Here is a 26,788-nt window from a genome sequence, read left to right on the forward strand (position 1 = left end):
AAATTCTTAATGAATATGATTTCGTCAGATTTGTGATGTAGCCATCCTTTGGCATTGAAAAGTTTTTCGATAATTTATTGAATCAGCTTGGCTGTATTCAGCGATTATCAATGCCAAAAGACTCTCTGCATCGACCGGGTAAACATTTTGCCTTAACTATTTAGCCTTGTTTGTGGTTGAAAAACAGTGGGAGCTTTTTGTGTCCAATTTTGACGAGTATCTGCAAAACATTCACGATATTAACCTTTCTTATTTATTACTGGCTCAGCAGCTGATCAGACAGGATAAGTTTGCTGCCAGCTTTCGTCTCGGCTTATCCGAAGGCACGATTGATAATTTAAAAGAGTTGTCTTTACCACAGTTGATGAAACTGGCTGCGACCAATCAGTTGATTTGTCGTTTACGTGTTGATGACGAAGTGGTCATCGAAAATTTGACGAAAGATTCGCGTATTGAAGCTCTTCAGCAAATTCATACCGGCATCATTTTATCGACAAACTTACTTAATTCGTTAAGCGAGTCCGATGCTGCTGTGACGGGAGAAGCATAAAATGTGCGAGAAAAGTTTATTGCAAGAAATTGAAGAGGTAAATATTGCCATGGGGTTAATAAACCTCGGGGCAAGAATGCAGGTTCTGGAATCTGAAACCTCGTTAAGTCGTCGGCGTTTACTGCGCTTGTATAAAGAGTTACGCGGCTGTCCACCTCCAAAAGGGATGCTCCCTTTTTCTGAGGACTGGTTCATGTCATGGGAGCAGAATATTCACTCTTCCATGTTCTATAACATTTACCTTTATCTTCAGAAAACCGGGGGCGGGCGTCCAATTGAAATATTGATGAAAACCTACCGTCTTTATCTGGAGCAGTGTGGTTCCTGCTGCGACGATAAACCTGTTCTGGGGCTCACGCGTGCCTGGACATTATTACGCTTTATCGACTGCGGCATTATTTCCCGTAAGGCCTGTAGCGTGTGTTCCGGCGGTTTTATCGTCACGACGGAATTCATCAAAAACCCGTTCACCTGTAGTTTGTGCAGCCCTCCGTCGCGGGCATTTAAGAAATCGCAGGTCAACCTCAGCGGAATTGCAGGCAATTATGCCACGCCGGAAATTATGACAGCCTGACGGATGTTCGATGGCAATGCACAGGATGGCGTTTATTCGATGCCACGGCACTCGACATCGGTCAGCGAGTAAAAAGGAGAGAGTGTGTTAGTTATCTTTGGCTATCTTGTTGTTATTGCTACTGTATTTGGTGGGTTCGTGCTGTCTGGTGGTAATCTGCTCGCGCTGTTCCAGCCTTTGGAGTTGTTAATTATCGGCGGTGCCGGGGTCGGCGCTTTTATTGTTGGTAATAACATCAAATCCCTTAAGGCGACGGGTAAAGCCATCGTGAAGCTGTTCGTGGGGAAACGCTACAACAAAACGGTTTATATGGACCTGATGGCGCTTATGTTTTTGCTGCTGTCAAAAAGCCGTGTTCAGGGATTAATGTCACTTGAAAAGGACATTGAAGATCCGGCGGGCAGCGAAATTTTCAGCGCTTATCCTCGTCTGATGAACGATCCGATGTTAAGCAACTTTATCCTCGATTACTTCCGCCTCATGATCGGCGGGAGTATGAACTCGCATGAAATCGAAGCGTTAATGGACGAAGAGATTGAAACCTGCGAAGAGGAGCTTGAGGTTCCGGCCCACAGTCTCAATACCGTCGGCGATGCCTTTCCGGCCTTTGGTATTGTGGCTGCCGTCATGGGGGTAGTGAACGCGCTCGGTGCAGCAGACCGACCAGCAGCCGAGCTCGGAATGCTGATTGGCCACGCGCTGGTGGGCACGTTCCTCGGAATTTTGATTGCCTACGGGTTTGTTTTACCGCTCGCCACCCTGCTGCGTCAGATGAGTTCCGACCAGGTCAAAATCCTTCAGTGCATAAAAGTCACGCTGCTCTCCAGTTTAAATGGCTATGCGCCACAAATTGCCGTGGAGTTTGGCCGTAAAACCATTTTCACCAGCGAACGGCCTTCCTTTGAGGAGCTTGAAGAGCATGTGCGGGAAGTGAAGTCCAGCGCCAGCCTTAAGTCTAAGTCTGCGGATGCCGCCGCATGAAAAACGATTCTCCAATCATCATTTCGCGCAAGCGAAAGAAGAAAAAGCATGCCCATCACGGGGGTACGTGGAAAATCGCTTACGCCGATTTTATGACCGCCATGATGGCGTTCTTCCTGGTGATGTGGCTGATCTCTCAGTCCAGTACGGTGCAGCGGGAGATGATCGCCGATTACTTCCGCATGCCGCTTAAGCCATCTATGGCCAATGGAGACAAAACCAGCCTGAGTGACAGCGTCATCCCCGGCGGCGGTGACGATCTGATGAAGCAGGACGGAGAAGTGGCGAATCATAAGCGGGCGCAGGGCGAGCGGCAGCGCTGGATGGAGAGCCTGAAAAAGGCCAGAGATAAATTGCAGCAGATGATCGAAACCGATCCGCGGCTCAATAACTTTAAATCCAACATTATGCTGCGTCTTACCAACGACGGGTTGCTCATCCAGATCACCGACAGTCAGGATCGCCCGATGTTTAGGGTAGGCAGCGAGCTGCCGGAATCCTATATGAACGGCATCTTACAGGCACTTGTGCCGCTGTTGCAGGAGTTGCCCAACAAGATCAGTCTTACCGGCCACACCGACTCGCTTCCCTATGCGGGCGGCACCTCCGGGTACAGTAACTGGGAACTCTCTTCCGGACGCGCCAACGCTGCGCGCCGCGTGCTGGTTAAAGCAGGTCTCGACGATGAGCGTTTTCTTCGCGTGATCGGCACCGGAAGCCGTATGCCTCTGGAGAACAGCGATCCCTCAAGCCCGGCGAATCGCCGTATTAGCATTTTGGTATTAAGTAAAACCAAAGAACAGGATATCCGTCTGGAGGACACGCGCATGCATCGCCCAGAAAACGTCCTGAACGACACTACGCAGCAGGAGGTAAGAGGGTATACCGATGGACATGAATGATTTCACCGAGATCTTTTTTACCGAAGCGGAAGAGCTGCTGGCCGAGATGGAGAAGCATTTGCTGGAGATTGATGTCGCATCGCCGAACCCTGAACAGGTAAATGCTATTTTTCGCGCAGCGCATTCTTTAAAAGGCGGGGCAGGAACCTTCGGCTTTAATGCGTTGCAGGAGACCACGCATCTTCTTGAGAACCTGTTTGATCAGGTGCGAGCCGGAGAGCGCTCGCTTAACCGCACAACCGTTAATCTATTTCTGGAATGTAAAGACATTATGCAAGCGCAACTGGAAGCCTATCAGTCTTCGCAGGAACCTGATGAAGCGAGCTATCGCTATATTTGTGAAGCCCTGCGCAAGATTGCTCTGGAAGACAAACATGCCCAGATGGCAGTCGAGTTGCAAGAGCACGCCGCGACGCAGCAGGGTGCTGCTGAGAGTGAGTCTTTACTCTGCGTGACGTTGAAAAAAATTCCTGAAAGCGAGCGGGCAATGCTTCAGGAAGAGTTATCCCACATGGGAGAGATTGTCGCGACCGAGAAGGCTGATGATGGCCTGGTGGTTCAGCTGCGCACGAGTGCCTCTGCCGACGATATCTCCGCGGTGCTGTGCTTTGTGCTTGAAGAGTCGCAAATCCTTATCGAACATGTCGGTCATCCAGCGTCCGTTGAACCGACTCCTCCTGTTGCGCAGAAAGCCCCTGTAGAAGCGGAGCGGTCAGAACCTGCGGCGCGACCTGCCGCACCGGCACCAGCCCGCAGTAATAGCCAGGAATCAGGCAGCATTCGCGTGGCGGTCAGTAAAGTCGACCAGATCATTAACCAGGTGGGTGAGCTGATTATCACCCAGGCGATGCTATCTCAGCTTTCCAAAAAACTTGATCCAGCAAGCTACGATATGCTCTCCAGCTGCGTGGCGCAAATGGAGCGCAATACGCGCGAGCTTCAGTCCTCAGTCATGTCGATTCGAATGATGCCAATGGATTACGTGTTTAGCCGCTTCCCGCGGCTGGTGCACGATCTGGGTTCACGCCTGAACAAAGAGGTTGAGCTAACCCTCCGCGGCGGTTCGGCCGAGCTGGATAAGAGCCTGATCGAACGAATTATCGATCCGCTGACCCATCTGGTCCGTAACAGTCTCGATCACGGCATTGAGCAGAAAGAAGAACGCGCCCTCAAGGGGAAGCCGGTGGTGGGCAATCTTATCCTCTCAGCGGAACATCATGGCGGCAATATCATCATTGAGGTGACGGATGATGGCGCCGGACTGAACCGGGAAAAAATCCTCGCCAAAGCCCGCTCCCAGGGAATGAATATCAGCGACACCATCAGTGATGAGGATGTATGGATGCTGATCTTCGCCGCTGGATTTTCTACCGCTGAAAGCGTGACGGATGTTTCCGGGCGCGGCGTGGGTATGGATGTGGTTCGTCGTAACATTATGGCCATGGGCGGCCATGTCGAAGTCCTTTCAAAGCCGGGAGAGGGCACGACGATACGCATTATTCTGCCGCTGACGCTGGCAATCCTTGATGGCATGCTGGTGAAAGTTGGACAGGAGATCTATGTTCTGCCGCTCGGCGCGGTAATGGAATCGCTAAGGCCCGGCGAGGATATGCTCTGCCGCTTCGTTGGGCAGGAGCGCCTGCTGCAAATTCGTGGCGAATATCTTCCGCTGGTGATGCTGCGTCAGCGGCTATCGGTGCCCGGCGAGACCACACCTGAAGATGGCATTGTGGTGATCGTCCAAAGTGCTGGATGCCGCTACGCCCTGTGGGTCGACCAGCTTATTGGTCAACAACAGGTTGTGGTTAAAAACCTTGAACAGAATTATCGCAAAGTACCGGGCGTTTCGGCCGCGACCATTCTCGGTGATGGCAGCGTTGCGCTAATCCTCGACGTGGTTGAACTGTCGACGATGAACGGACAACAGGAAAACCATGTCAGGCCGACGTTCGGCAAACAAGGAGTAACAGCATGACCCAAACAACGACAAAGCCTGCTGGCGCGGACGCCATTGCGCAGGAGTACCTGGTTTTTCGTCTCGGTAACGAAGAATATGGGATCGACATTCTGAAGGTGCAGGAAATACGTGGATGCGATAGCGTTACCCGCATCCCGAACGCGCCAGGTTTTATCACCGGCGTGACCAACCTGCGCGGTGTGATAGTGCCAATAGTTGATCTCCGTGTGCGCTTCAGTCTGCCTGACGTTCAGCAGGATGACAGTACGGTGGTGATCATTCTTAACCTCAATAATCGCGTTGTGGGAATTGTGGTAGACGGTGTGGTTGACGTGCTGTCGATGGAAATGGACCAGATTAAACCGACGCCGGACTTCGCATCCATGCTATCAAGCCGTTATCTTCTTGGGCTTGGTGTGATGGAAAACAGAATGATCATCCTGGTCAATATCGAAATGCTGCTTAGTCGTGAGGAGATGGATATGGTGGATTCGATGCTGGAAACTAGCATGGCCTAGCCAGACGTTTAGCCACCGCCATCATAGAGAAGGGTATCCGCTTGCCTTGCGTGAGCGGATTTCAGCGTCAAGGGATTTATTGAAGACACAAAAAAGCCCGCAGGGCTTGCGCCGTGCGGGCTTTCAGGACTTCATCGGATGACTCTGGTAATCACCGATGGAGAATTTTGGTGGGCTGGCGGAGTCTGAATAAATTTCTCAATGTATTAAATATAAAGGACTTTTTCGTATTCAACTTTCAGTTGTGTACCTAAACGTGTACCAATTATGAAATGTCATAGTAATACGATCCCTCTTTAGAAATGTGTCACCTTTTTCATGTGGTCTTTTTTTTAAACAATAAGCACAGAAAAAAAAGTTTTTTTGCATTTAACTGTTCACACTGTTCACCTTGATTATTTTTCATTTAATATCAATTTGTTAGGTGGTGATGGGTTGGTGAAGAGTGAACAGTCGACTCTTCACCTTTGTGATTTTTGCTCGTTCTGGATCCGTCCGCTCAGGCGATGCGCAGGGTAATAAAAAGTTTTTTCAGGTTTTATTGTTCACACTGTTCACCTTTGGTTTTTTTTCAATGATTTCATGTTGATACAGGGTGAATATACGGTGAAGGGGGAACAGTGGATTGTTCACCTTGTGGCAATGGCCAGAAAGGAAAAGACCGGCTGTTGCCGGTCTGAGTGAGGTTATGTTGCTGCGGGTTCGTCGCACTTCGGCAGCCAGTCGCCGTAGCTTTCCTCTTTCAACGATAGATTGGTTTGTATCCCCTGCTTTGTGTGTCGCTTCTCATAATTCAGGCCGTACTCTTTCAGCATCATGGGCAGCCCCAGCCCGAACATTTTCAGGCTGAGTACGTTCCTGTACCCGTTAGCCTCCATATAGGCCAGATACGCGTGATAGAGATATTTACGGTAATTACGCGGGATGATGCTGGCATTCCCCATAAACATCCCGTTGCTCTGCGGGAGCATTTCCAGATAGCCGCAAAAATCAAACGTCGGGTCAGCATCGCGCTTAATGCTGAGTGCCTCGTCGGAGTTCTGCTGCGACTGGAGCAGTGCGCGTGCAGTCATCGGGTCGCTGAATTTCTGCATAAGCTGGCGCACAATCACGGCCAGCTCGCGGGCGATTTTATCCCTGAGCTGCGGGTCGCGTTCCTCCGGGGCAATCTGCTCCGGGAAGTGAATAATTACCCGGCGGCGCGACACACCGCCGCTGCGGTCTGTGAAGCGCATAGGGTTGTTGTTCACGGCCAGAATCACCGCCGGAATATGTGTTGAGTACGGGTTCTGGTATTTCGGGTCAACCGAGACCGCATCACCGCCGGTGATGGCCTTGAGTCCTGCCCCGTCACCGCTCCATTTTTCCTGGTCTGGCAGACGGATAAGCGAGAAGCCAATCAGGGATGCACGCTTGCGCGGGTCTTCCAGTGTGTCGATATCGGCTGACGTGGCGTTATCTTCCCCGGCGAGCAGGGTCGCGATTTCAGCCAGAATACTTTTACCGCTCCCGCCGGGACCGGTGACTTCGAGAAAGAGCTGCCAGTCGTAACGGTTCGCCAGTACCATAAACAGCGCAGCCAGAATCACGTCGCGTTTTTGGGGATTTTTACCGGCCGCCCGGTCGAGCCAGCGCCAGAAGTTCGGCGCGTGCGTCTCCAGCGTTTCCCCCTCCACCGGTGGGGTAAAATCCACGTCGCACAGTGTGCGCAGCCAGTGCGATTTACTGTGCGGGCTGAACAGGCCACTTTGGGTATCGAGTACGCCGTTTCGAAAACCAATCAGACGGCGTGCCGGTGTATCCTGCTGCGGAATAATCAGTTTCAGGGTCTCCACCACCGAGGCAATTTTCCCGGACGAGAACGGGGCGCGCAGACGCTGGAATAAATCAGCCACATTCCGTGAAAAAGTGGCGGCAGGGATATTTTTCCAGATGCCGTTTTCATAGCGGGACAGGAGCTGGCCGTTCGCATCCACCGCCAGCGCTTCGCCGTAATGCTCATGGACCCGCAAAGCCTTGTCGCTGGCGCTCATGGCGGTAAATTCCGCCTCGCTCATGGTGTCGAACGGACTTTGCGCCGGTGGCCGGATAGCGTCATAAATGGCTTTCCGGGTGGCTTCTTCACCTTTCTGCATAAACGCATCATTCCAGTCACCGAACACCGGCGGCAGGGCAACAATACCCTCACAGGCATCTGCGGCCGCAGCGGCTTTACTCTGGCCGTCGCCGTTCAGGTCACGGTCGGCGGCGAGGACAATCTGACAGGCCGGGGACTTCTGACGGGCAAGGCTCGCCAGAGAAAGGAGGTTCACGGAGGACAGCGCCACCATGACGGTTTCGCCGGTCAGGTGATGCACGGTGAGTGCGGTCGCATAACCCTCCGCAATCCACAGGCGTTTTCCGGCCTGTTTTTTCCCTTCGATGATATGACATGACCCTTTGACCTGACCGCCTTTCAGGGTGCGTTTGAGACCGTCTGCATTGATAAGCTGAAGGTTAACCAGTGCGCCGCTATCGTCATACAGCGGGACAACCACATCACCGGCGCGGAACGTCACGCCGCCGGTTTTATGCATGACGGTGAGTGTCAGACATTCCAGAGCGGGGAAACCCTTGCGGGTGAGGTAGGCATGGCCGGTGGCCGGTCGGGTTTTCTCCATGATCCTGACGGCCAGCGCGGCCGCCGCTTTGCGGTCGGCCTCCGTTTCAGCCTCTGCGGCCGCAATCACTTCCGGGGCAACCGGTGGCAGGTTGCCGGTCACGGCGTTCACCTTCCCGGCGGCCTCAGAGGCTGATACACCGAACACCTTCTCGACCAGTTTCAGTCCGTCACCCGCGCCGCACTGATTGCAGAACCACGTCCCGCGCCCCTCTTTATCGTCAAAGCGGAAACGGTCAGAGCCGCCGCACACCGGACAGGCCTGATGCCGGTTTTTAATCACTTTCACACCCAGCGCAGGGAGAATGCGCGGCCAGTGGCCGCATGCCTGTTTTACCGTTTCTGTTACGTTCATTTTCATCGTTGTTTTCTCCCTCAGTGCAGTACCGGTGCGGTGATATGACGTGCGCAAAGCTCATCCATCACGGCCAGCCCGAGAAAAGACAGTGACGGGGCGGCTTTGAGTGGTCCGGCTTCCATTAAATCTTCCAGCAGGGCACAGGCAATCTGGCGGCCTTTTTCCTCGCCGTGCTGGCGCAGGTAGAAGCCCTCCAGCTCGGCGGCAATGGTGCTTTCCAGCGCGTCGAGGGTGAGGTGCGGGTAGCGGTGCTGGCGTTCGCACAGGGTCAGCCAGGCACATGCGACCGCACGGCGATAGAGCGCGGCGCGTAATACAGGCGGTAATGGATTTTTCATACGTTACCCTCCCCGGTCAGCCAGTGCTGATTGCAGCGTTCTACCACGCCGTCGAGCTGGGCAGTCATGAGATAAATCACGGAGGTGAGCTGTAACTGCTGCGCCGGGTCACGCCTAACGGTCGCGCAGTCCTGCTCCTGAATCAGGTCGCCTATGAGCTGGCCGACATTGCGCATATGCTCCAGACATTCGAGGTCACGGGCGGTAATGGTGGTGTGTCTCATGCGCACACCTCCGCAACCGGCAGACGGCCAGCGAACGAGAGAACGTAATCGCGAACGAGAGAAAGGCGAGCGGCGTGCTCATCACCGGCAACGGTGCGGAGCATACAAATACGGGGGGTACGGTCTGCGCGACGAACAGCGGCAAACACAAAGACAAACTGCGGGTGTGACGGGGTGAGGGTCGTAGCCATAGTGGCAACCTCCATAGTTAGCTGATTACAGCTACCACCGAAGTTCTCACGCAATGGTGGTAGCCCAGACGGGGGTGAGAAACCGGCAACTATGGAAACCGGCCAGCCCGAAAGCTGCCCCGCCTGAGCCACCATTATTTTGACGGCGCAACAGACAAAGAACCGTTGCCCGATAAATGGGTGTGCAAAAGCATAGACACAAAAAAAGACGCATGGCGCGTCCGGTGTCGCCACAGTTAAACTCGGGTTCTCACGCCCGGCTGCCGATTTTGCGACAGCGGGAAAACTATACCTGGAAACGGCGAAAAGAAGCAAGCCAGAAAAAGGGGGTGTTTGCTGAACGGTCATCATCATGCGTCATAGCCCCGGTTACGTTCGGCAATGCGATCCGCCATCCATGCAGTGATTTCAGACTGCGCCCACGCCACATTTTTTCCGCCGAGGGAGATTTGTTTCGGGAATGCTTCCCGGCTGATGAGGTCGTAAATGGTCGAGCGGGACAGGCCGCACAGATGCATCACTTCGGGCAGACGGATAAAGCGCTCCTGAACGACATCAGAGACCGGCATCAGCGGCGCGGCAGGGGCAGAAGACGGGGAAGAAAAAGCGGTGTGCATCGGGCTACCTCACAAAGTCCATACAGTGCCGGTCGTGTCCATCCGGCTTCGGGTAGCTCTCTATTTTGTGAATATTTTCCCTCAGGGCAACAAGTCATTTTGTAATGGCTCACCACACTACAGGCTAATTTTTATACAGCAGCAAACATTGGCAATGTTTTGGTACAACGTGGACATTTTGTGGCACATTCTGGCTCATTCACATATATCTGTTACATCTAATCCCACAGTTTAAATATAAATAAAAAGTCTAAGCAAGCAGCCCAGTCAAAATCAGAAGGGTGAACAGTGGTGAACAGACGGTGAACAGTCAGACCCTCAACTGTTCACCCTTTATCTTACTGTATTACTTATCTTTTTATTTAAGGTGAACAGTGGTGAATAGTTATAAGTAAAAAAACAAACGGTGAGTAAGGTTTTGCTGAGACCTTTCTCTGGCAAGCCGGGTTTTAAGTGGTGTTTGTGCCAGAACTGCCACAACTGCAATGAATCGAGATGTTGTGTGATGAAGAGCAGAATCATTTCATGTTGAATAAACGGAGAGCCTGAACATGAAACCCGAAACACTCATCACCGCCCTGCAAGATGTTGCCGCCAAGCAGTCCGCAGAGAACAGCCAGCACATCACCAACAAGCTGAGCGCATTCACTGCGGCCAGAGACACCCACGCGGCCAGCATGCAGGTACTGAAAGAGATTGATAAGTCCATTGAACGCTGTAAGCAGGAGCGACAGACCGCCCTCAATGAGAGCGCAGAGGCTGAGCAGGACTGGCGCAGCCGCTTTCGCACCCTGCGCGGCAGTCTCACCCCTGAAATGAAAGCTGAGCACAGCAGGCGTATCGCCAGTCGCGAGCTGGCCGACGAGTTCACCGGTCTGATAGCGGAGCTGGAGAACGACCGGACACGCGCCATGCTGAATGCCTGCTCCACCGGCAATAAATACCTTTCAGCGCATGAAGATGCCTTTACCGCTTACGCCGGTGCGGAATGGGCTCAGGCTGTCAATGCGGTTCCTGTCGCCCTCATCCGCGCTTTCCTGCTGCGCATTCGTGCCCTCGAAATGAAGGGAGAAAGCGCCCCGCAGTCCGTGGCCACTGGCGAACTGCGCGATGCGCTGAGCCGTCAGGGCAGCCTGTATCACTTCGATATTACGCAGGAGCCGGTGTTGTCCGTGACGGGCATGCACCGGCCGCAGATTACTGACGTTGATACGGAGCTGTTACGCAGCCCTGCGAAGAGAATGATGCTCGCCAAAAAACTGGCTGAAAATGGCGAGGCAAAAGCGGAGGAGTAAGCATGTTTCACTGTCCGTTCTGCAAAACCAGCGCACATTCCCGCACAAGTCGGTATCTGTCCGATAACGTCAAACAGCGCTATCACCAGTGCATGAACATCGAATGCTCGGCCACGTTCCGCACGCTTGAATCCATCGACGGGGTTATTCGTTCACCGGCAACAGAGCCGGTTATCCCTGTACCCGCACCGGCGGCCATCGTTAACCGTGCCGGTGCGTAAGCACGGCCAGTCATCAGGAGAAACATACGTGACCACACTGACGCTACAGAAAGCCTTTGAGGCCTGTCAGGCAAACAAATCCGCCTGGCTGCAACACAGGGAAGAACTGACGCAGGCCGAGCAGGCATACCGCGAACAGCTTGCCGGCAGCGGCCACAGCGGCCGGAGCCTGCAAACGCTGCGCGAGATTATCGACGTGAAAAAGTGGGAAATTAATCAGGCTGCCGGTCGCTATATCCGTTCGCATGAGGAGGTGCAGCGCATCAGCATCCTCGACCGTTTAAATGATTTTATGCAGGTACACGGCGCGGAGCTGGCCGCCGCCCTTGCCCCTGAACTGATGAATTATTCCGGGCAACACTCCGCCGTTCAGCGCTGCGCCATGCAGCACTCACTCGACTATCTGCGTGAGGCGCTACAGCTCTGGCTGGTCGCCGGTGAAAAAATTAATTATTCGGCGCAGGATAATGACATTTTAACGGCCATCGGATTCAGACCTGACGCGGCTTCGTGCGATGATAGTCGTGAAAAATTCACGCCTGCACAGAACCTGAATTACACCCGCCGCCGTGCAGAACTGGCCGTGCAGTAGTCCGCTTAAAAATCCCCGAAAATCCCGCCATTTTTACGTATAAAAGCCATGCATGCATAGGTGCATGGTTTTGCATGCGTTTTACAGACACTGAATCCCCCGCCAGCGCCAGCACTGGCGCGCCCTGAGGCCGGTCATGCACCTGCATTAAAAGCGCCCCCTTAAGCGGGCAGGCGTGGCGGGGAGAGCATTGCGCGCTGACGTTAGTTCCAAATTTATTTAATTTTAGAAAGCTCAGTGAATATGTTGAAATATAATTGTCGTTCAAGGGGGGTAGCATAGATGGGATGTGTTAGGTTTACGGGGTAATAATTAATTTAATCATAGGAGGCATGAAAAGCCTCCTGAATATATGGCTTTGGTATTGTGCTTTACCAGTTTTGCGACTCTTTTAAGTTTTCTATCCTATGCTCTTCAACCTTTTCAACCAAAAGTCTCAATGATTCAGTTAACTCTGAATGACCATTATCAGGTGAATAGGGTAAGAATTTTATTCTCATAGACTTTGATGCAATATCCAATAAATCATCATGTACTTCCCCATTTGGAAGCGTCATGTAATGATAAGGCATTCTGCCATGGGCAAATTGAATATCTTCGAATAACATTCGGATGTCAGGGTCGTCCGTACCACAACCAAGGAATAAAAAAGTATGGGTCAATGCTAATGCTTTTATTATTTCATAAAATAAAACATGTTTTGTTCTGGCTTCAGCATAGTCGCGACGAGTAAATATTATATTTTGAGGGTCATTTGCAGAACCATGAGTTTTGAGTAGCAGTCTTGTGTCACCACCATGCAAATAGTTGGCTGTATCTATGCTAGTATGATCTTTTATTATTAGAGTACCATCTGAGACGACACGGGCATAGGAATCATAAATAGTGTCAAAATTCGGGCTGGCGACTATCGATGCGTCAAGATTATATATGTGCTCATGGATTTCAGCATGCCTGTAACCTGCTCTTTGATACTCTGTTTGAACCTTGTCGATAAACACGTCTCTTGTGAGTTTTTCTTTAATTATCTCACACGCACTTAAATAGTCTTTTTGATCTAATAATTGAGTGATACAACCTTGATCTTGAATCTCATCTAAACATGTCCTGAGAAACTCTTCCCAAGTTGCAGGTCTTTTCCCAGTATTATTGGCTGAGTTTTTTGAAACTCCAGCACCTATCATAATCACGCTGCGGCGTCGCGCTATAGTGTCAATCAAAGACTCTGGCCATGAAATCATTTTTCGAAACGCTCCAGGAGATTAGATGCAATATTATGGAAGAATGCCGCAGCTTCCGATACACGAGTATACTGAGATCCAACAATACCATCTTTTGCAGATAATTCAAAAATAGGGGCGTGAGCTTGTTGGGATAGAGGTACCACACTACTGAGGGTCGGAATTTCACCTAGATTAAGTTTATTAATATCTGAGCTGAAGAAATTACAAAGCTCAACTAACTCATCTTTTTGTTTGCTAATTATTCGCTCAAAGGCAGCAACTGGCTCACGTACTCCGCCTTTGCTTTTAGCTCTATATTGTTGCATGACATAGCCAGCAAAGTCTAAATCCCATTTGACTGGTTTGTCTGAGATTGTGAATTCGTTACCCTCTTCATCTTTATATTTTTGAATGGCATCACAAAGTGCAGACTTCCAGTTGTTGAAGGATTTAATAATATTCTCAACGGCCATCATACTAAATATATCTACTGAAAGAGGCATTAAGAATGTATCAACACCAAGAATTACAGCTCTGTTCAACGCTCCCAGAGATGGTCCCATGTCAATCAGGATTATATCGTAAGCATCTAACCTAGAAATTAATTCTTTGAATACATAGGTAGTTTGGAAGCCTCGGTGTTCACCGTTTCTTGTTGCAGCCCAATCTGTTGCTAAAAGGTCCTCTCTGATTGACAGTTTTGGGCTTCCTACAATCAAATCAACATTAAATCTTTGACTTCTGACGATTTCAGGCATTTGCTGAGGATAGCCTTGTCCTCTTCGCACTGGATCAAAAAAAGAATCGATGCTGTAAAAATCGGTATTTAAGAAAATCTTTTCAAGATCGTCTTCACCAAGTAGGTAAGCAGAGGCATTGCATTGTGGATCAGCGTCAATAACTAAAACTTTTTTTCTGTGCTGGATAGCCAATGAAGCAGCAACATTACACAATAGAGTTGTTTTACCAACGCCGCCTTTATTATTGAAAAAACCTATACTTTTCACAGTAACTCCGGATATGGAATGATTTTTTATAGTATCAGCTTACCTTTGCAAGGCTGATGTCCAAACTACCTAAAGATTTCTGCCTCACTACTTAACTAAGGCGCTGCTTTTAGAAACTATACCCCACCAGTTCATTAGTTCAACTCTCTTATCAAGGTAGGTAGAGCGATTATAAGCTCTTCGCACTTCATCCTTGTCGGAATGTGCAAGGGCTGATTCAATAACATCAGCATTAAAACCCGCCTCGTTCATAGCTGTGCTGGCTATTGAACGTAAACCATGTGCTACTAATTTACCACCATATCCAATACGCTTTAAAGCAGCATTAGCAGTCTGGCTATTCATCGGTTGTTTTGGATCGTTCCTGCTCGGGAAGACATGTTCTCGATGGCCACTAACGGCTTTCATCACTTCAAGAATATCCAATGCCTGAGTAGACAAAGGCACTATGTGCTCACGTTTAGCCTTCATTCGTTCGGCAGGAATCGTCCAGAGCTTTGCATCCAAGTCGATCTCAGTCCAGCGAGTGCCTGAAGCCTCTGACGGGCGAACGAGCGTCAGAAGTTGCCATTCAATTAGGCAGCGAGTCGAAACAGATAGATTCGACATCACCAAAGAGCGCATTAGTTTTGGCAATTCTTCTGGCCGCAGTGTCGGCATATTTTGCTTCTTGGGTTTCTCAAAGGCCATACCTACACCTGATGCTGGGTTCGCATCAATCAGGCCAGTGTTGACGGCGTAGACCATGATTTCGTTAATCCGTTGTACGAGGCGGCGAACCGTCTCTAATGCACCACGCGCTTTAATTGGCTCCAATGCTTCAACAATCATTCTCGCCTTAATCTCCTGAACAGGTATCGCGCCTATTGCGGGGAACACGTCCTTATCAAGAGAGCGCCAAATATCTTTCGCGTAGTCCTCTGTGACGCTTTTGCTTTTCATTTTGAACCAGTTGGCAGCCACAGTTGAGAAAATACTATCTAGCTCAATCTGACGTTGCTCTGAAGCTTGTTCTTGTTGCTGTTGTGGATCTATCCCTTGCGCGAGCACAGCTAAATGTTGGTCGCGTATCTGGCGAGCTGCAGCGAGAGTAAGAGCAGGGTATGAGCCGAGACTCAGATTCGTTCGGCTATTACTTCCCGGACGTTGGTATCGGAAGCGCCATAGCTTTTTTCCAGATGTTTTGACGAGCAAGAACAGGCCATCACCATCATGAAGGGTGAAGTCTTTTTCACGAGGTTTAGCTTTGAGGATTTCGTTGTTAGTGAGAGGGCGTGTGATGCGCGCCATGTCTGGATCCCTTCCGTAATTGGTACACGTTTAAGGGCCACAGTATAGCGTGTACCTAAATGTGTACCAATTTTCTCTGGATTTAGCCGGATGTTCTCGGACAACGACAAACACAAAAAAGCTCGCAGGGCTTGCGCCATGCGAGCTTTCTGTACTTCACCGGACGTATCCGGATCATGATTTGGTGGAGCTGGCGGGAGTTGAACCCGCGTCCGAAATTTCTACATCCTCGGTACTACATGCTTAGTTTGTCTTTACATTCGCACGTCAGCTGCGGACAAACACGCCACTAACGAACTAGCCTGATTAGTTTTAACGCTTCAACCCCAGGCAGGGCTTCCACGCGATCTCTTTTGGGTTTGACCTCTCTTTGATCCCCGTCTTAAGAGCGGAAGCTAGGGAGAGAGGGCTCTTAGCAGGTTATTAAGCTGCTAAAGCGTAGTTTTCGTCGTTTGCGACTATTTTTTTGCGGCTTTTAACGAGGCAAACCGCCCCTCGGCATGCACCTTGGGTTTCGCAAATCCCGTCGAATCCAGAATCAGCCCCAATAGTGTTGAACTCAGTATACCAGATTTTACTTCCTCGATACCAGCCCGAAACGCTAACTTATTGAATAGTACAATAAGTGCGCAGAATCAACGTCCTGCATTTTTCATGATACGTGCTTTGTCGAGCTGCCACTCGCGTGCTTTCAGGTCAGTACGCTTGTCATGCTGTTTCTTACCTTTCGCAACGCCGATTTTCACTTTGCACCAGGCGTTTTTCCAGTACAAAGAGAGCGCAACCACGGTAAAGCCTTCCCGGTTGATGCGTCCGTAGAGGGATTCCAGTTCGCGCTTGTTCAGCAGCAGCTTGCGGGTGCGGGTTGGATCGCAGACGTAATGTGAAGAGGCGACGGTCAGCGGCGTAAAGTTCGCGCCGAACAGGAAGGCCTCACCGTCTTTCAGGATCACGTAGCTGTCGCCAATGTTGGCTTTCCCGGCACGCAGCGATTTTACTTCCCAGCCCTGCAACGCAAGGCCGGCCTCGAATTCTTCTTCGATGAAATACTCGTGGCGAGCACGCTTGTTGAGCGCAATGGTCGCCGAACCAGGTTTATGTGCTTTTTTCTTCGTCATAAGTGTCGTAAAGCCGTCGGTAATCTGATTTTAAAAAGTCACCTCATTGCGTCCTGTGAGGTCTAACGCGCTATCTTAGCACGAGATAAGGCTTAGCGTTTTTTTAACAGGTGATAAATGTTATTATTTGTCTGTTGTGTGACCATGGAAAATGCTATGCCTCAGATTAGCCGTACTGCGCTTGTACCCTACAGCGCGGAACAAATGTATCAGTTAGTGAACGACGTTCAGTCCTATCCGGAATTTATACCGGGATGCACCGGGAGCCGGGTGCTGGAATCCGGCCCGACGCAGATGACTGCGGCCGTGGATGTCTCCAAAGCGGGGATCAGCAAAACGTTCACCACGCGCAATACCCTGACGAGCAATCAGAGTATTTTGATGCATCTGGTGGATGGTCCGTTTAAAAAACTGATGGGAGGGTGGAAGTTTACGCCGCTGAGCGCGGACGCCTGCCGCATTGAGTTCCATCTGGATTTTGAATTTACCAATAAGCTGATCGAACTGGCGTTTGGCCGTATCTTCAAAGAACTGGCCTCGAATATGGTTCAGGCGTTCACCACGCGCGCCAAAGAGGTTTACAGTGTCGCATAAGATTGCTGTTGAGGTGGTGTATGCGCTGCCGGAGAAGCAGTATTTGCAGCGCGTGACGCTTGAGGAGGGGGCCACCGTTGAGGCGGCTATCCTGGCGTCCGGCATTCTTGAGCTTCGCAGCGACATTGATCTGGCGAAGAATAAAGTCGGCATTTATAGCCGTCCGGTTAAGCTCGGTGATGTGCTGAAAGAGGGCGACAGGGTTGAAATCTATCGTCCGCTGATTGCCGACCCGAAAGAGTTGCGCCGTCAGCGAGCAGAGAAATCCGGTAAATAGCCAATAAACGTATACAAAAAAGGTGCTCATTGAGCACCTTTTTGCGTTGCTGACGCCTGATTATTTGGTTAGGGCAGGCTTGTTGTCGATATTGGTCAGCACACCAGCGCTGCTGAAGGTCAGCGTCAGGGTTTGCTGGCTCACGTCTTCATGACCAGGCTGCTGGCGGAATACATAGAACCAGGTATTTGTACCGAACGGATCGGACATCATCGGGGTTCCCAGTGCATAAGCGACCTGCTGTTGTGTCATTCCCACACGGATTTTGGACACATCGTTAGGGGTAAGGTAGTTCCCCTGGTTGATGTCAGGACGGTAAACCACTTTCTCCAGAGTGGAACAGCCTGCGGTCAACATCAGAAGAACCGCTGCGGCAGCGGTCAGCGTTTTACAGCGCATAGTGATTTGATTCCTTTTCGGGCCCGAGCAGTACGCGGCTCATATGTAATATGCCGATGATAATAGACCTTGCCCCACTTTGAAACCGGTCTGGCGGCGTTTTTGTTGTTCTGTATGACCCTGAGATCCCGAAAAAGTTTATGCCGCCAGCAGTTCTTTCGCATTCGCGAGCGTATTGCGCGTGACTTCACTGCCCCCGAGCAGGCGTGCCAGCTCCTGCAAGCGTGCGCGTTTATCCAGCGGCTTCATGTGTGTTTCCGTCATTTCGCCGTCGGTTTCTTTACTGACGATAAAGTGATGATGACCACAGCCGGCTACCTGAGGCAGGTGTGTCACACACATGACCTGCGTCGATTCACCCAGCTGACGCAGCAGTTTGCCGACAACGGCCGCCGTCGGGCCGCTGATACCCACATCCACTTCATCGAAAATCAGCGCCGGGGTTTCCATTTTACGGGCGGTGATCACCTGGATGGCCAGGGCGATGCGCGACAGTTCACCGCCGGAAGCCACTTTCGAAATCGCCTGTAAAGGCTGGCCCGGGTTGGTGGTGACGCGGAATTCAATGCGGTCTGCGCCTTCCGCCGTCAGGTGATTCTCTTCAAAGCGAACGTCAATGGTGAACACCCCGTGCGGCATCGCCAGCGTATGCATGCTGTCGGTAATGTGCTGGCTAAGCTCCAGCGCATAGTGTTGGCGCACGTCGTGCAGCCGTTTCGCCGTTTCCAGCGCCTGCTGGTGATGCAGATTTACCGCCAGAGACAGGGTTTCGAGGGAATCGGCCTGGTCGTCCAGCTGTTGTTGTTCTTCCAGCAGAGACTGATAGTAATTCGGCAGTTCTTCCGGAGTAACGTGATGCTTACGCGCCAGTGAAATCTGACGGGAGATACGTTGCTCAAGTTCGAACAGACGGTTCGGGTCGAGATCCAGCCGTTCACAGTAGTGGCGCAGTTCATCCCCGGCCTCTGAAATCTGAATCGCGGCCTCTTCGAGCATCTCCAGTACGCCAGACAGCTTATTGTCCATGCCGGTCAGCTCGGTAACAAGCTGGCGAACGTTGTACAGCTGGCTCTGCAAGTTCACATCCTCGCCATCCGCCAGCATGTTCAGGGCATTCTGGCTGGTGGAAAGCAGCTGACCGCTGTTGGCCAGACGCTTGTACTCCTCGTCGATTTGCTCAAATTCCCCCGCCTGCGGGTTAAATTCGTTCAGCTCTTTCAGCTGATATTCCAGCAGTTCGGCGCGGGCGGTACGCTCCTGGCTTTGCTGCTGATGCTGCGCAAGTTCGCGGCAGCTTTGATGCCACTGACGATAGTGCTCCGCCATCAGTTGAGTAAGCGCATACTCACCTGCGTAGCCATCAAGCAGGGCTTTCTGTTGTTCGGGTTTGATTAACTGCTGATGCGCATGCTGACCATGGATCTGGATGAGCAACTGGCCCAGCTCGCGAAGCTGGGAAAGAGGGACCGCCGTGCCGTTGATAAAACCACGGGAGCGGCCATCACTGCTGATGACGCGGCGAAGTAAACACTCACGTCCGTCTTCCAGCTGGTTTGCTTCCAGCCAGCGCAGGGCGGCAGGCGTGTCTTTTAACGAGAAGCGGGCGCACAGGTCTGCACGGGCTGCGCCTGTGCGCACCATATCGCCCTCTGCACGACCACCGAGGCACAAGCCGAGGGCATCAATGGCAATGGATTTACCTGCGCCGGTTTCACCGGTAATCGCCGTCATTCCGCTATGGAAGTCGATCTCAAGCTCACGAACAATGGCAAAGTTGCTGATGGTCAGTTGTGCCAGCATAATTGTTTTCCTGTATGAAAAACCATAACTGTGTTTGCATACAGTATAAACTGGTTTTATATACAGTAAAGTGCTGGATACAAAATCAGAACAATTTTTTTGACCAACCAAGCTTGGAGCTTAATGTATTGAAATAGCTGTAATCTTTCGGGTGAATGAGGTTCAGGTGGTAATCGCAGCGGCGAATGAGTACATTTTCACCTTCCTGAATAGGAAGCGCAATCTGGCTGTCGCAGCTGATCTCCAGGTCGCTGCGGCGATGGGAGAAACGCAGGCGGATGGTGCTGTCGCCGTTGATCACCAGCGGACGCGCCGAGAGCGTGTGCGGGAACATCGGCACCAGGGTTATCGCATCCAGCGATGGCGTCAGGATTGGGCCTCCGGCTGAAAGCGAGTAGGCGGTTGAGCCGGTCGGTGTTGAAATAATCAGCCCGTCAGACCGCTGCGAGAACGCGAAGATTTCGTCGATATAGACTTCGAACTCGATCATGTGCGCCACTTTACCGGGGTGGAGAACCACCTCGTTAATGGCGGTGCTGATGCGCTTCTGGCAGTCCTGTTGACACACCTGGGCTTCCAGCAAAAACCGTTTTTCACTGATGTAGTGGCCTTCCAGCACGTCCGCCAGCTGCTGCTGCGCATTGTCCGGGTCGAGGTCGGTCAGGAAACCGAGATTGCCACGGTTAATACCAATCACCTTAATATCATAGCGAGCCAGCGTTCGCGCCGCGCCCAGCATATTACCGTCGCCGCCGACCACCACGGCGAGATCCGCCTGCTGACCAATTTCCGCCAGCGTGCCGGTTCTGACGCTTTTAAGCTGCAACTCCTGGGCGATTTGCTGTTCGACCATCACTTCATAGCCTTTACCACTCAGCCAGCGATACAACATTTCATGTGTCGTCAATGCGGTAGGGTGACGCGGATGGCCGACGATCCCAATACACCTGAAATGATTATTCATGTTCTGGAGGTCCTTGTGCCTGATGAATGATGACAATCTGCCTTGTTCCCTTGAATCCAGGAAACTGATCCCCATAATAAGCGAAGTTAGCGAGATGAATGCAGAAAAACGCGGAGAAATTCATGAGTAGTAAAGAACAGAAAACGCCTGAGGGGCAAGCCCCTGAAGAAATTATCACGGAACAGCACGATGAAGTTGAGGCAGTAGAGCCAGACGCGTCTGCTGAGCAGGTGGACCCGCGCGATGAAAAAATTGCCAACCTGGAAGCTCAGCTGGTAGAAGCGCAGAATCGCGAACGCGATGGCGTACTGCGCATCAAAGCGGAAATGGAAAACCTGCGCCGTCGTACCGAGCTGGACGTTGAAAAGGCGCACAAATTTGCGCTGGAGAAATTCGTCAACGAACTGCTGCCGGTGATCGACAGCCTGGATCGCGCGCTGGAAGTGGCGGATAAAGCTAATCCGGATAACGCGGCGATGATTGAAGGCATCGAGCTGACGCTTAAATCCATGCTGGATGTGGTGCGTAAGTTCGGTGTTGAAGTGATCGCCGATACGGATGTTCCGCTGGATCCAAACGTTCACCAGGCCATTGCGATGGTTGAGTCAGAAGACGTTGCCGCGGGTAACGTGCTGGGCGTGATGCAGAAAGGGTATACTCTGAACGGTCGTACTATTCGCGCTGCGATGGTCACCGTGGCGAAAGCGAAAGCCTAATTTGCTACCTGTAGTGCCGGGTGGCGGCGTTCGCCTCACCCGGCCTACCTTCTATTCGGCAATACTTTCCCGAAGTGGCGTAACGGGCAGGACTTTCACCTGCTTAATCATGTTGTCCTGAACGTCCAGAATATCAATATCATACTGTTCAATACGCACACGCGTACCTGCCGCCGGGATCTCTTCCAGCGCTTCCAGAATCATGCCGTTCATCGTCCGCGCTTCGTCTTCCGGTAAATGCCAGTTGAACGCTTTATTGATTTCACGAATGTTGGCGCTGCCGTCGATAAGCACTGACCCGTCGTTTTGCGGGGTAACCTCTTCTGCAAGGGAAGGCGACATCGACGTGGTAAAGTCCCCGACAATCTCTTCCAGAATATCTTCCACCGTTACCAGCCCCTGGATGTCACCGTATTCATCCACCACCAGGCCGACTTTCTTCTTGTTGCGCTGGAACTTCACCAGCTGCGTGCTGAGCGGCGTGCCTTCCGGTACGTAGTAAATTTCGTCGGCGGCGCGCAGCATTACCTCTTTGGTGAACTCGTTTTTCTCAGTCATCAGGCGATAGGCCTCGCGCACGCGCAGCATGCTGATGGCATCGTCGAGGGAATCGCGATAGAGCACGATGCGCCCGTGCGGGGAGTGCGTCAGCTGGCGGACGATCGCCTTCCAGTCGTCGTTAATATCGATTCCGACGATTTCGTTTCGCGGCACCATAATGTCGTCAACGCTGACCTTTTCCAGATCCAGAACCGACAGGAGCATGTCCTGATTGCGGCGGGAGATCTGCGAACGGGATTCGTTCACGATGGTACGCAGCTCGTCTTTACTCAGCGCGCTGCTGATGGTGACGTCGGCCTTGATACCGACCATGCGCATCAGGACGCGGGTCACCATATTCAGCAGCCAGACCAGCGGCATCATCAGAATAAGCAGCGGCGCTAGCAGGAAACTGCTCGGGTAGGCGACCTTCTCCGGATAAAGCGCCGCGATGGTTTTGGGCAGCACTTCCGCAAACACCAGCACCACAAACGTGAGCACCCCTGTGGCAATCGCCACGCCGGCGTTGCCGTACAGACGCATCCCGACAATGGTGCCCAGCGCAGAGGCGAGAATGTTGACCAGGTTGTTACCGATAAGCACCAGGCTAATCAGGCGGTCTGGCTTACGCAACAGCTTTTCGACACGACGCGCGGCACGGTTACCCTGCTTGGCCCGATGACGCAACCGGTAGCGGTTCAGCGTCATCATGCCGGTTTCAGAGCCAGAGAAATAAGCGGAGATGACCACCATGATGACCAGAATGACGATCAGCGTGGTGGTAGAGATGTGTTCCAGGGGGAACTCCTTTTGTTACTTAGCCAGCAAATTGCTGTATGAAGCGGCTACCAAAATAGGCAAGCGTGAGAATGCCGGCACCCGCAACGTTGAACCAGACCACGCGACGACCGCGCCAGCCTTCATGATAATGGCCCCATAACAGGACAATATAGACAAACCACGCAATGATGGAGAGGACTGCTTTATCGATATTCTCCACGCTGAACAGGTTCTTCATATAAAACAAACCCGTGCACAGCGTCAGCGTCAGCAGAACCACGCCGACCTGGGTGATGTGGAACATCTTACGCTCAATCACCATCAGCGGCGGCATTTCGTGGTTAAACGCCAGCTTTTTATTTTTCAGCTGGTAGTCAATCCAGGCGAGCTGCATGGCGTAAAGGGCGGCAATGATCAGCGTCGCGTAGGAGAAAAGCGACAGGCCAATATGCACCAGCATCCCCGGCGTGGCTTCCAGATGGGTAATAAACTCATTAGGCATGAACGTGGCTAACGCCAGGTTGATCAGCGCAAAGGCGTAGATTATCGGCAGCAGCAGCCAGCCGCGGTTTTTAGACGCGACAATGGTCATGACCGTACAGATCATCAGGCTGACCAGCGAGCCGACGTTCAGCACGCTCAGGTTTTGCACGCTGCCGTCGCCGGGAATGATGCGTGATTCCAGCGCAAACGCGTGGCTAATCAATGCGATCACCGCCGAAAGAATAGCCATGCGCCGCCAGCCGCTGTTTTTTTGCAGCAGGCCAGGAATGATCAGCGCGAGGCTGACAGAGTAGGCAACAAGGGCGATCAGTGCGAAAACAGGCATATAGGCGTCGACAGTTGTCTTAATAAGAAAGAGAAGCAGTATAACGTTACGTGACGCCTGCTCCAACCGTTGCATAACAACAAAGGCGCCTTCATGTTATACTCCGGCAAAATTCTGTGTATGTGTCGCCCAGGCGACCTAACGTTTCTACCCCAGGCGAGAGACAATGTTTGATAATTTAACCGATCGTTTGTCGCGCACGCTGCGCAACATCAGCGGCCGTGGACGCCTCACCGAAGAGAACATCAAGGAAACGCTGCGCGAAGTGCGCATGGCGCTGCTGGAAGCAGACGTTGCGTTGCCGGTCGTCCGTGATTTTATCAACCGTGTGAAAGAGAAAGCGGTTGGTCATGAAGTTAACAAGAGCCTGACCCCGGGTCAGGAGTTCGTCAAAATCGTTCGTAACGAACTGGTTTCGGCGATGGGCGAAGAGAACCAGGTGCTTAACCTGGCGGCCCAGCCGCCTGCCGTGGTGCTGATGGCGGGTCTGCAAGGTGCAGGTAAAACCACCAGCGTCGGTAAGCTGGGGAAATTCCTGCGCGAAAAGCACAAGAAAAAGGTGCTGGTGGTTTCGGCGGACGTCTATCGCCCGGCGGCGATCAAACAGCTGGAAACGCTGGCTGAGCAGGTTGGCGTGGACTTCTTCCCGTCCGATGTGGCGCAGAAGCCTGTCGATATCGTGAATGCCGCGCTGAAAGAGGCGAAGCTGAAATTCTACGACGTGCTGCTGGTGGATACCGCCGGTCGTCTGCACGTCGACGAAGCGATGATGGACGAGATCAAGCAGGTGCACGCCTCTATCAACCCGGTAGAGACCCTGTTTGTCGTTGACGCCATGACCGGTCAGGATGCGGCGAACACCGCGAAAGCGTTTAACGAAGCCCTGCCGTTGACCGGTGTGGTGCTGACCAAAGTGGACGGTGACGCCCGCGGCGGTGCGGCGCTGTCTATTCGCCACATCACCGGTAAGCCGATTAAATTCCTCGGCGTGGGCGAGAAAACCGAAGCGCTGGAGCCGTTCCACCCGGATCGTATTGCTTCCCGTATCCTCGGCATGGGCGACGTGCTGTCGCTGATCGAAGATATTGAGAGCAAGGTCGACCGCGCGCAGGCGGAAAAACTCGCCAGCAAGCTGAAAAAAGGCGACGGCTTCGATCTGACCGACTTCCTTGAGCAGCTGCGTCAGATGAAAAACATGGGCGGCATGGCCAGCCTGATGGGCAAGCTGCCGGGCATGGGGCAGATCCCGGACAACGTTAAATCGCAGATGGACGACAAAGTGCTGGTGCGTATGGAAGCCATCATCAACTCGATGACGCTGAAAGAACGTGCGAAGCCAGAAATCATCAAAGGGTCGCGTAAGCGCCGTATCGCAGCCGGCTGCGGCATGCAGGTGCAGGACGTTAACCGCCTTCTCAAACAGTTCGACGACATGCAGCGTATGATGAAGAAAATGAAGAAAGGCGGCATGGCGAAGATGATGCGCGGCATGAAAGGCATGATGCCACCAGGATTCCCTGGGCGTTAATCGGCCTTTTACAGCAGACTGATCAACTGCTGATTGCATTTTCCCCAAAAATCAGTAAAATTTTCGGGCTTTTAATATGACACCCGGGCTCCGTTCCTCGATGGGGCCCGGTTGTTTTATTCACACAAGAGGATGTTATGGTAACTATTCGTTTAGCACGTCACGGCGCTAAAAAGCGTCCGTTCTACCAGGTTGTTGTGACTGACAGCCGTAATGCACGCAACGGTCGCTTCATTGAGCGCGTTGGTTTCTTCAACCCACTGGCCTCTGGCGCAGAAGAAGAAACCCGTCTGGATCTGGATCGTATCGCTCACTGGGTTGGCCAGGGCGCTACTGTTTCCGATCGCGTTGCTACGCTGATCAAAGCAGCAAACAAAGCAGCTTAATCTGTCACGGTGGTCATGATGAGCAATAAAGCACCTGTTGAACCGATCGTATTGGGAAAAATGGGTTCTTGCTACGGTATCCGTGGTTGGCTCAGAGTGTTTTCCTCCACTGAAGACGCTGATAGCATTTTTAATTACCAGCCCTGGTTTATCCAGAAAGCCGGTAAGTGGGAAGAGGTCGAGCTGGAAAGCTGGCGTCACCACAATCAGGACATCATCATCAAGCTGAAAGGCATTGACGATCGTGATGCCGCGAATGCGCTGACTAATTGTGAAATTGTCGTGGATTCGTCGCAGTTGCCGCAGCTGGAAGAGGGCGACTACTACTGGAAAGACCTTATGGGTTGCCAGGTAGTGACCACTGAAGGCTACAGCCTGGGGAAAGTCATCGACATGATGGAAACCGGGTCAAATGACGTTCTCGTCATTAAGGCAAACCTGAAAGATGCATTTGGCATCAAGGAGCGGCTGGTCCCGTTCCTCGATGGACAGGTTATCAAGAAAGTCGATCTCGCTACTCAAACCATTGAAGTAGATTGGGATCCTGGTTTTTAATTCTCCGGATAAACGGTAAAAGACGGCGCTATGTGGATTGGCATAATTAGCCTGTTTCCTGAAATGTTCCGCGCGATTACCGATTACGGGGTAACTGGCCGGGCAGTAAAGAATGGCCTGCTGAGCATCCAGAGCTGGAGTCCGCGTGACTTCACGCATGACCGGCACCGTACCGTGGACGATCGTCCTTACGGCGGCGGACCGGGGATGTTGATGATGGTGCAACCCTTACGGGACGCCATTCACACAGCAAAAGCCGCGGCAGGTGAAGGCGCGAAGGTGATTTATCTGTCACCTCAGGGACGCAAGCTTGATCAAGCGGGCGTGAGCGAACTGGCGACGAATCAAAAGCTGATTCTGGTCTGTGGTCGTTACGAAGGGATAGATGAGCGCGTAATTCAAACCGAGATTGACGAAGAATGGTCTATCGGCGATTACGTTCTCAGCGGTGGTGAGTTACCCGCAATGACGCTGATTGACTCCGTTGCCCGGTTTATTCCGGGTGTTCTGGGCCATGAAGCTTCGGCAACGGAAGATTCCTTTGCCGATGGATTGCTGGACTGTCCACACTATACTCGTCCTGAAGTGTTAGAAGGGATGGAAGTACCGGCAGTGTTACTGTCAGGAAACCATGCCGAGATACGTCGCTGGCGTTTGAAGCAGTCGCTGGGCCGAACCTGGCTTAGAAGACCTGAACTTCTGGAAAACCTGGCTCTGACTGAAGAGCAAGCAAAGTTGCTGGCCGAGTTCAAAACTGAACACGCGCACCAGCAGCATGAACATGATGGGAATGCGTAATACGCTC

General features: G+C 52.0%; 30 protein-coding genes and 1 other RNA gene. 16 read left to right on the forward strand and 15 right to left on the reverse strand.

The window, feature by feature from the left end; all coding sequences use genetic code 11:
• The first annotated feature begins 199 nt into the window (after nt 1-199).
• The 6 genes from flhD (at nt 200) to E0L16_RS18265 (ending at nt 5,482) form a co-directional block, all read left to right on the forward strand.
• Complete coding sequence (gene flhD / locus E0L16_RS18240; protein ID WP_023295279.1) at nt 200-550, forward strand: flagellar transcriptional regulator FlhD; 351 nt, start codon at nt 200-202, stop codon at nt 548-550.
• Nucleotide 551: 1 nt separating this feature from the next.
• Complete coding sequence (gene flhC / locus E0L16_RS18245) at nt 552-1,124, forward strand: flagellar transcriptional regulator FlhC (RefSeq protein WP_063865269.1); 573 nt, start codon at nt 552-554, stop codon at nt 1,122-1,124.
• 84 nt (nt 1,125-1,208) lie between these two features.
• On the forward strand, nt 1,209-2,105 hold the full coding sequence (motA, locus tag E0L16_RS18250) for a flagellar motor stator protein MotA (protein WP_063865268.1): 897 nt from the start codon (nt 1,209-1,211) through the stop codon (nt 2,103-2,105).
• Nucleotides 2,102-3,007, forward strand: a complete 906-nt coding sequence (gene motB / locus E0L16_RS18255; protein WP_063865267.1) for a flagellar motor protein MotB — start codon at nt 2,102-2,104, stop codon at nt 3,005-3,007. Before motA ends, motB begins: the two co-directional genes overlap by 4 nt.
• A complete protein-coding gene (gene cheA / locus E0L16_RS18260; protein ID WP_131637704.1) occupies nt 2,994-4,982 on the forward strand; it encodes a chemotaxis protein CheA in 1,989 nt (662 codons plus the stop codon). The genes motB and cheA overlap by 14 nt, the downstream gene beginning before the upstream one ends.
• Entirely contained in the window at nt 4,979-5,482 is a 504-nt protein-coding gene (locus E0L16_RS18265) for a chemotaxis protein CheW (protein ID WP_063865265.1), read from the forward strand. The genes cheA and E0L16_RS18265 overlap by 4 nt, the downstream gene beginning before the upstream one ends.
• A gap of 686 nt (nt 5,483-6,168) precedes the next feature.
• Here the strand turns inward: E0L16_RS18265 and E0L16_RS18280 are convergent.
• From E0L16_RS18280 to E0L16_RS18300, 5 genes are read right to left on the reverse strand one after another with little or no spacing between them, the layout of a single operon-like run.
• Complete coding sequence (locus tag E0L16_RS18280) at nt 6,169-8,502, reverse strand: primase-helicase zinc-binding domain-containing protein (RefSeq protein WP_131637706.1); 2,334 nt, start codon at nt 8,500-8,502, stop codon at nt 6,169-6,171.
• 14 nt (nt 8,503-8,516) lie between these two features.
• On the reverse strand, nt 8,517-8,837 hold the full coding sequence (locus tag E0L16_RS18285) for a DUF5375 domain-containing protein (RefSeq protein WP_131637708.1): 321 nt from the start codon (nt 8,835-8,837) through the stop codon (nt 8,517-8,519).
• The gene (locus tag E0L16_RS18290; protein ID WP_131637710.1) at nt 8,834-9,061 is read right to left on the reverse strand and encodes a hypothetical protein; all 228 of its coding nucleotides are present in this window, start codon (nt 9,059-9,061) and stop codon (nt 8,834-8,836) included. Before E0L16_RS18290 ends, E0L16_RS18285 begins: the two co-directional genes overlap by 4 nt.
• Nucleotides 9,058-9,606 (reverse strand): host cell division inhibitor Icd-like protein, encoded by a 549-nt coding sequence (locus E0L16_RS18295; RefSeq protein WP_131637712.1) that lies wholly within the window; start codon nt 9,604-9,606, stop codon nt 9,058-9,060. Before E0L16_RS18295 ends, E0L16_RS18290 begins: the two co-directional genes overlap by 4 nt.
• A complete protein-coding gene (locus E0L16_RS18300) occupies nt 9,603-9,869 on the reverse strand; it encodes a helix-turn-helix transcriptional regulator (RefSeq protein WP_023304275.1) in 267 nt (88 codons plus the stop codon). Before E0L16_RS18300 ends, E0L16_RS18295 begins: the two co-directional genes overlap by 4 nt.
• A 551-nt stretch (nt 9,870-10,420) precedes the next feature.
• On the opposite strand from E0L16_RS18300, the gene E0L16_RS18310 reads away from it, so the two are divergent.
• From E0L16_RS18310 to E0L16_RS18320, 3 genes are read left to right on the forward strand one after another with little or no spacing between them, the layout of a single operon-like run.
• Nucleotides 10,421-11,164, forward strand: coding sequence for a capsid protein (locus tag E0L16_RS18310; RefSeq protein WP_131637716.1), 744 nt, complete (start codon nt 10,421-10,423; stop codon nt 11,162-11,164).
• A gap of 2 nt (nt 11,165-11,166) precedes the next feature.
• Complete coding sequence (locus E0L16_RS18315; protein ID WP_023304273.1) at nt 11,167-11,385, forward strand: ogr/Delta-like zinc finger family protein; 219 nt, start codon at nt 11,167-11,169, stop codon at nt 11,383-11,385.
• Nucleotides 11,386-11,413: 28 nt separating this feature from the next.
• Nucleotides 11,414-11,977 (forward strand): phage polarity suppression protein, encoded by a 564-nt coding sequence (locus E0L16_RS18320; RefSeq protein WP_131637718.1) that lies wholly within the window; start codon nt 11,414-11,416, stop codon nt 11,975-11,977.
• A 371-nt stretch (nt 11,978-12,348) separates the two neighbouring features.
• Here E0L16_RS18320 and E0L16_RS18330 read toward each other — a convergent pair whose 3' ends face one another.
• The 5 genes from E0L16_RS18330 to smpB form a co-directional block, all read right to left on the reverse strand.
• Entirely contained in the window at nt 12,349-13,218 is an 870-nt protein-coding gene (locus E0L16_RS18330) for an SIR2 family protein (protein WP_131637720.1), read from the reverse strand.
• The gene (locus tag E0L16_RS18335; RefSeq protein ID WP_131637722.1) at nt 13,215-14,207 is read right to left on the reverse strand and encodes a ParA family protein; all 993 of its coding nucleotides are present in this window, start codon (nt 14,205-14,207) and stop codon (nt 13,215-13,217) included. The genes E0L16_RS18330 and E0L16_RS18335 overlap by 4 nt, the downstream gene beginning before the upstream one ends.
• 87 nt (nt 14,208-14,294) lie before the next feature.
• The gene (locus E0L16_RS18340; RefSeq protein WP_131637724.1) at nt 14,295-15,497 is read right to left on the reverse strand and encodes an integrase domain-containing protein; all 1,203 of its coding nucleotides are present in this window, start codon (nt 15,495-15,497) and stop codon (nt 14,295-14,297) included.
• A gap of 182 nt (nt 15,498-15,679) precedes the next feature.
• Nucleotides 15,680-16,043, reverse strand: a transfer-messenger RNA (tmRNA) gene (ssrA, locus tag E0L16_RS18345).
• An 89-nt stretch (nt 16,044-16,132) separates the two neighbouring features.
• Nucleotides 16,133-16,615: an SsrA-binding protein SmpB gene (gene smpB / locus E0L16_RS18350; protein WP_003863115.1), complete on the reverse strand. Its 483-nt coding sequence runs from the start codon at nt 16,613-16,615 to the stop codon at nt 16,133-16,135.
• A gap of 156 nt (nt 16,616-16,771) precedes the next feature.
• Here smpB and E0L16_RS18355 point away from each other — a divergent pair, with 156 nt between their 5' ends.
• Entirely contained in the window at nt 16,772-17,209 is a 438-nt protein-coding gene (locus tag E0L16_RS18355) for a type II toxin-antitoxin system RatA family toxin (RefSeq protein WP_003863117.1), read from the forward strand.
• Nucleotides 17,199-17,486, forward strand: a complete 288-nt coding sequence (locus tag E0L16_RS18360; RefSeq protein ID WP_131637726.1) for an RnfH family protein — start codon at nt 17,199-17,201, stop codon at nt 17,484-17,486. The genes E0L16_RS18355 and E0L16_RS18360 overlap by 11 nt, the downstream gene beginning before the upstream one ends.
• Nucleotides 17,487-17,546: 60 nt before the next feature.
• Here the strand turns inward: E0L16_RS18360 and bamE are convergent, their stop codons facing one another.
• From bamE to nadK, 3 genes are all read right to left on the reverse strand, one after another.
• Nucleotides 17,547-17,885 carry an outer membrane protein assembly factor BamE gene (gene bamE, locus E0L16_RS18365; protein ID WP_063450054.1) on the reverse strand — a complete coding sequence of 113 codons (339 nt, stop codon included), beginning with the start codon at nt 17,883-17,885 and terminating at the stop codon, nt 17,547-17,549.
• Between the two features lie 138 nt (nt 17,886-18,023).
• Nucleotides 18,024-19,685 carry a DNA repair protein RecN gene (gene recN / locus E0L16_RS18375; protein WP_063450053.1) on the reverse strand — a complete coding sequence of 554 codons (1,662 nt, stop codon included), beginning with the start codon at nt 19,683-19,685 and terminating at the stop codon, nt 18,024-18,026.
• An 85-nt stretch (nt 19,686-19,770) separates the two neighbouring features.
• Entirely contained in the window at nt 19,771-20,649 is an 879-nt protein-coding gene (nadK, locus tag E0L16_RS18380) for an NAD(+) kinase (protein ID WP_131637728.1), read from the reverse strand.
• Nucleotides 20,650-20,771: 122 nt separating this feature from the next.
• Between nadK and grpE the strand changes: the two genes are divergently transcribed.
• On the forward strand, nt 20,772-21,365 hold the full coding sequence (grpE, locus tag E0L16_RS18385) for a nucleotide exchange factor GrpE (protein ID WP_063450051.1): 594 nt from the start codon (nt 20,772-20,774) through the stop codon (nt 21,363-21,365).
• A gap of 51 nt (nt 21,366-21,416) precedes the next feature.
• On the opposite strand, the gene E0L16_RS18390 is transcribed toward grpE, so the two are convergent.
• Together E0L16_RS18390 and E0L16_RS18395 are read right to left on the reverse strand one after the other, a co-directional pair.
• On the reverse strand, nt 21,417-22,703 hold the full coding sequence (locus E0L16_RS18390; RefSeq protein ID WP_063450050.1) for an HlyC/CorC family transporter: 1,287 nt from the start codon (nt 22,701-22,703) through the stop codon (nt 21,417-21,419).
• A 19-nt stretch (nt 22,704-22,722) separates the two neighbouring features.
• Complete coding sequence (locus tag E0L16_RS18395) at nt 22,723-23,514, reverse strand: cytochrome C assembly family protein (protein WP_063865323.1); 792 nt, start codon at nt 23,512-23,514, stop codon at nt 22,723-22,725.
• Between the two features lie 166 nt (nt 23,515-23,680).
• On the opposite strand from E0L16_RS18395, the gene ffh reads away from it, so the two are divergent.
• The 4 genes from ffh to trmD all read left to right on the forward strand — a co-directional run bounded on the left by ffh (nt 23,681) and on the right by trmD (nt 26,781).
• Nucleotides 23,681-25,042 carry a signal recognition particle protein gene (gene ffh / locus E0L16_RS18400; RefSeq protein ID WP_003863132.1) on the forward strand — a complete coding sequence of 454 codons (1,362 nt, stop codon included), beginning with the start codon at nt 23,681-23,683 and terminating at the stop codon, nt 25,040-25,042.
• Between the two features lie 137 nt (nt 25,043-25,179).
• Nucleotides 25,180-25,428, forward strand: a complete 249-nt coding sequence (gene rpsP, locus E0L16_RS18405; RefSeq protein ID WP_022649067.1) for a 30S ribosomal protein S16 — start codon at nt 25,180-25,182, stop codon at nt 25,426-25,428.
• 15 nt (nt 25,429-25,443) lie between these two features.
• Complete coding sequence (gene rimM / locus E0L16_RS18410; protein WP_006811638.1) at nt 25,444-25,983, forward strand: ribosome maturation factor RimM; 540 nt, start codon at nt 25,444-25,446, stop codon at nt 25,981-25,983.
• A 30-nt stretch (nt 25,984-26,013) separates the two neighbouring features.
• Nucleotides 26,014-26,781 carry a tRNA (guanosine(37)-N1)-methyltransferase TrmD gene (trmD, locus tag E0L16_RS18415; RefSeq protein ID WP_014832949.1) on the forward strand — a complete coding sequence of 256 codons (768 nt, stop codon included), beginning with the start codon at nt 26,014-26,016 and terminating at the stop codon, nt 26,779-26,781.
• Nucleotides 26,782-26,788: the final 7 nt, after the last annotated feature.

Source organism: Enterobacter quasihormaechei (assembly GCF_004331385.1).
Lineage (GTDB): Bacteria > Pseudomonadota > Gammaproteobacteria > Enterobacterales > Enterobacteriaceae > Enterobacter > Enterobacter quasihormaechei.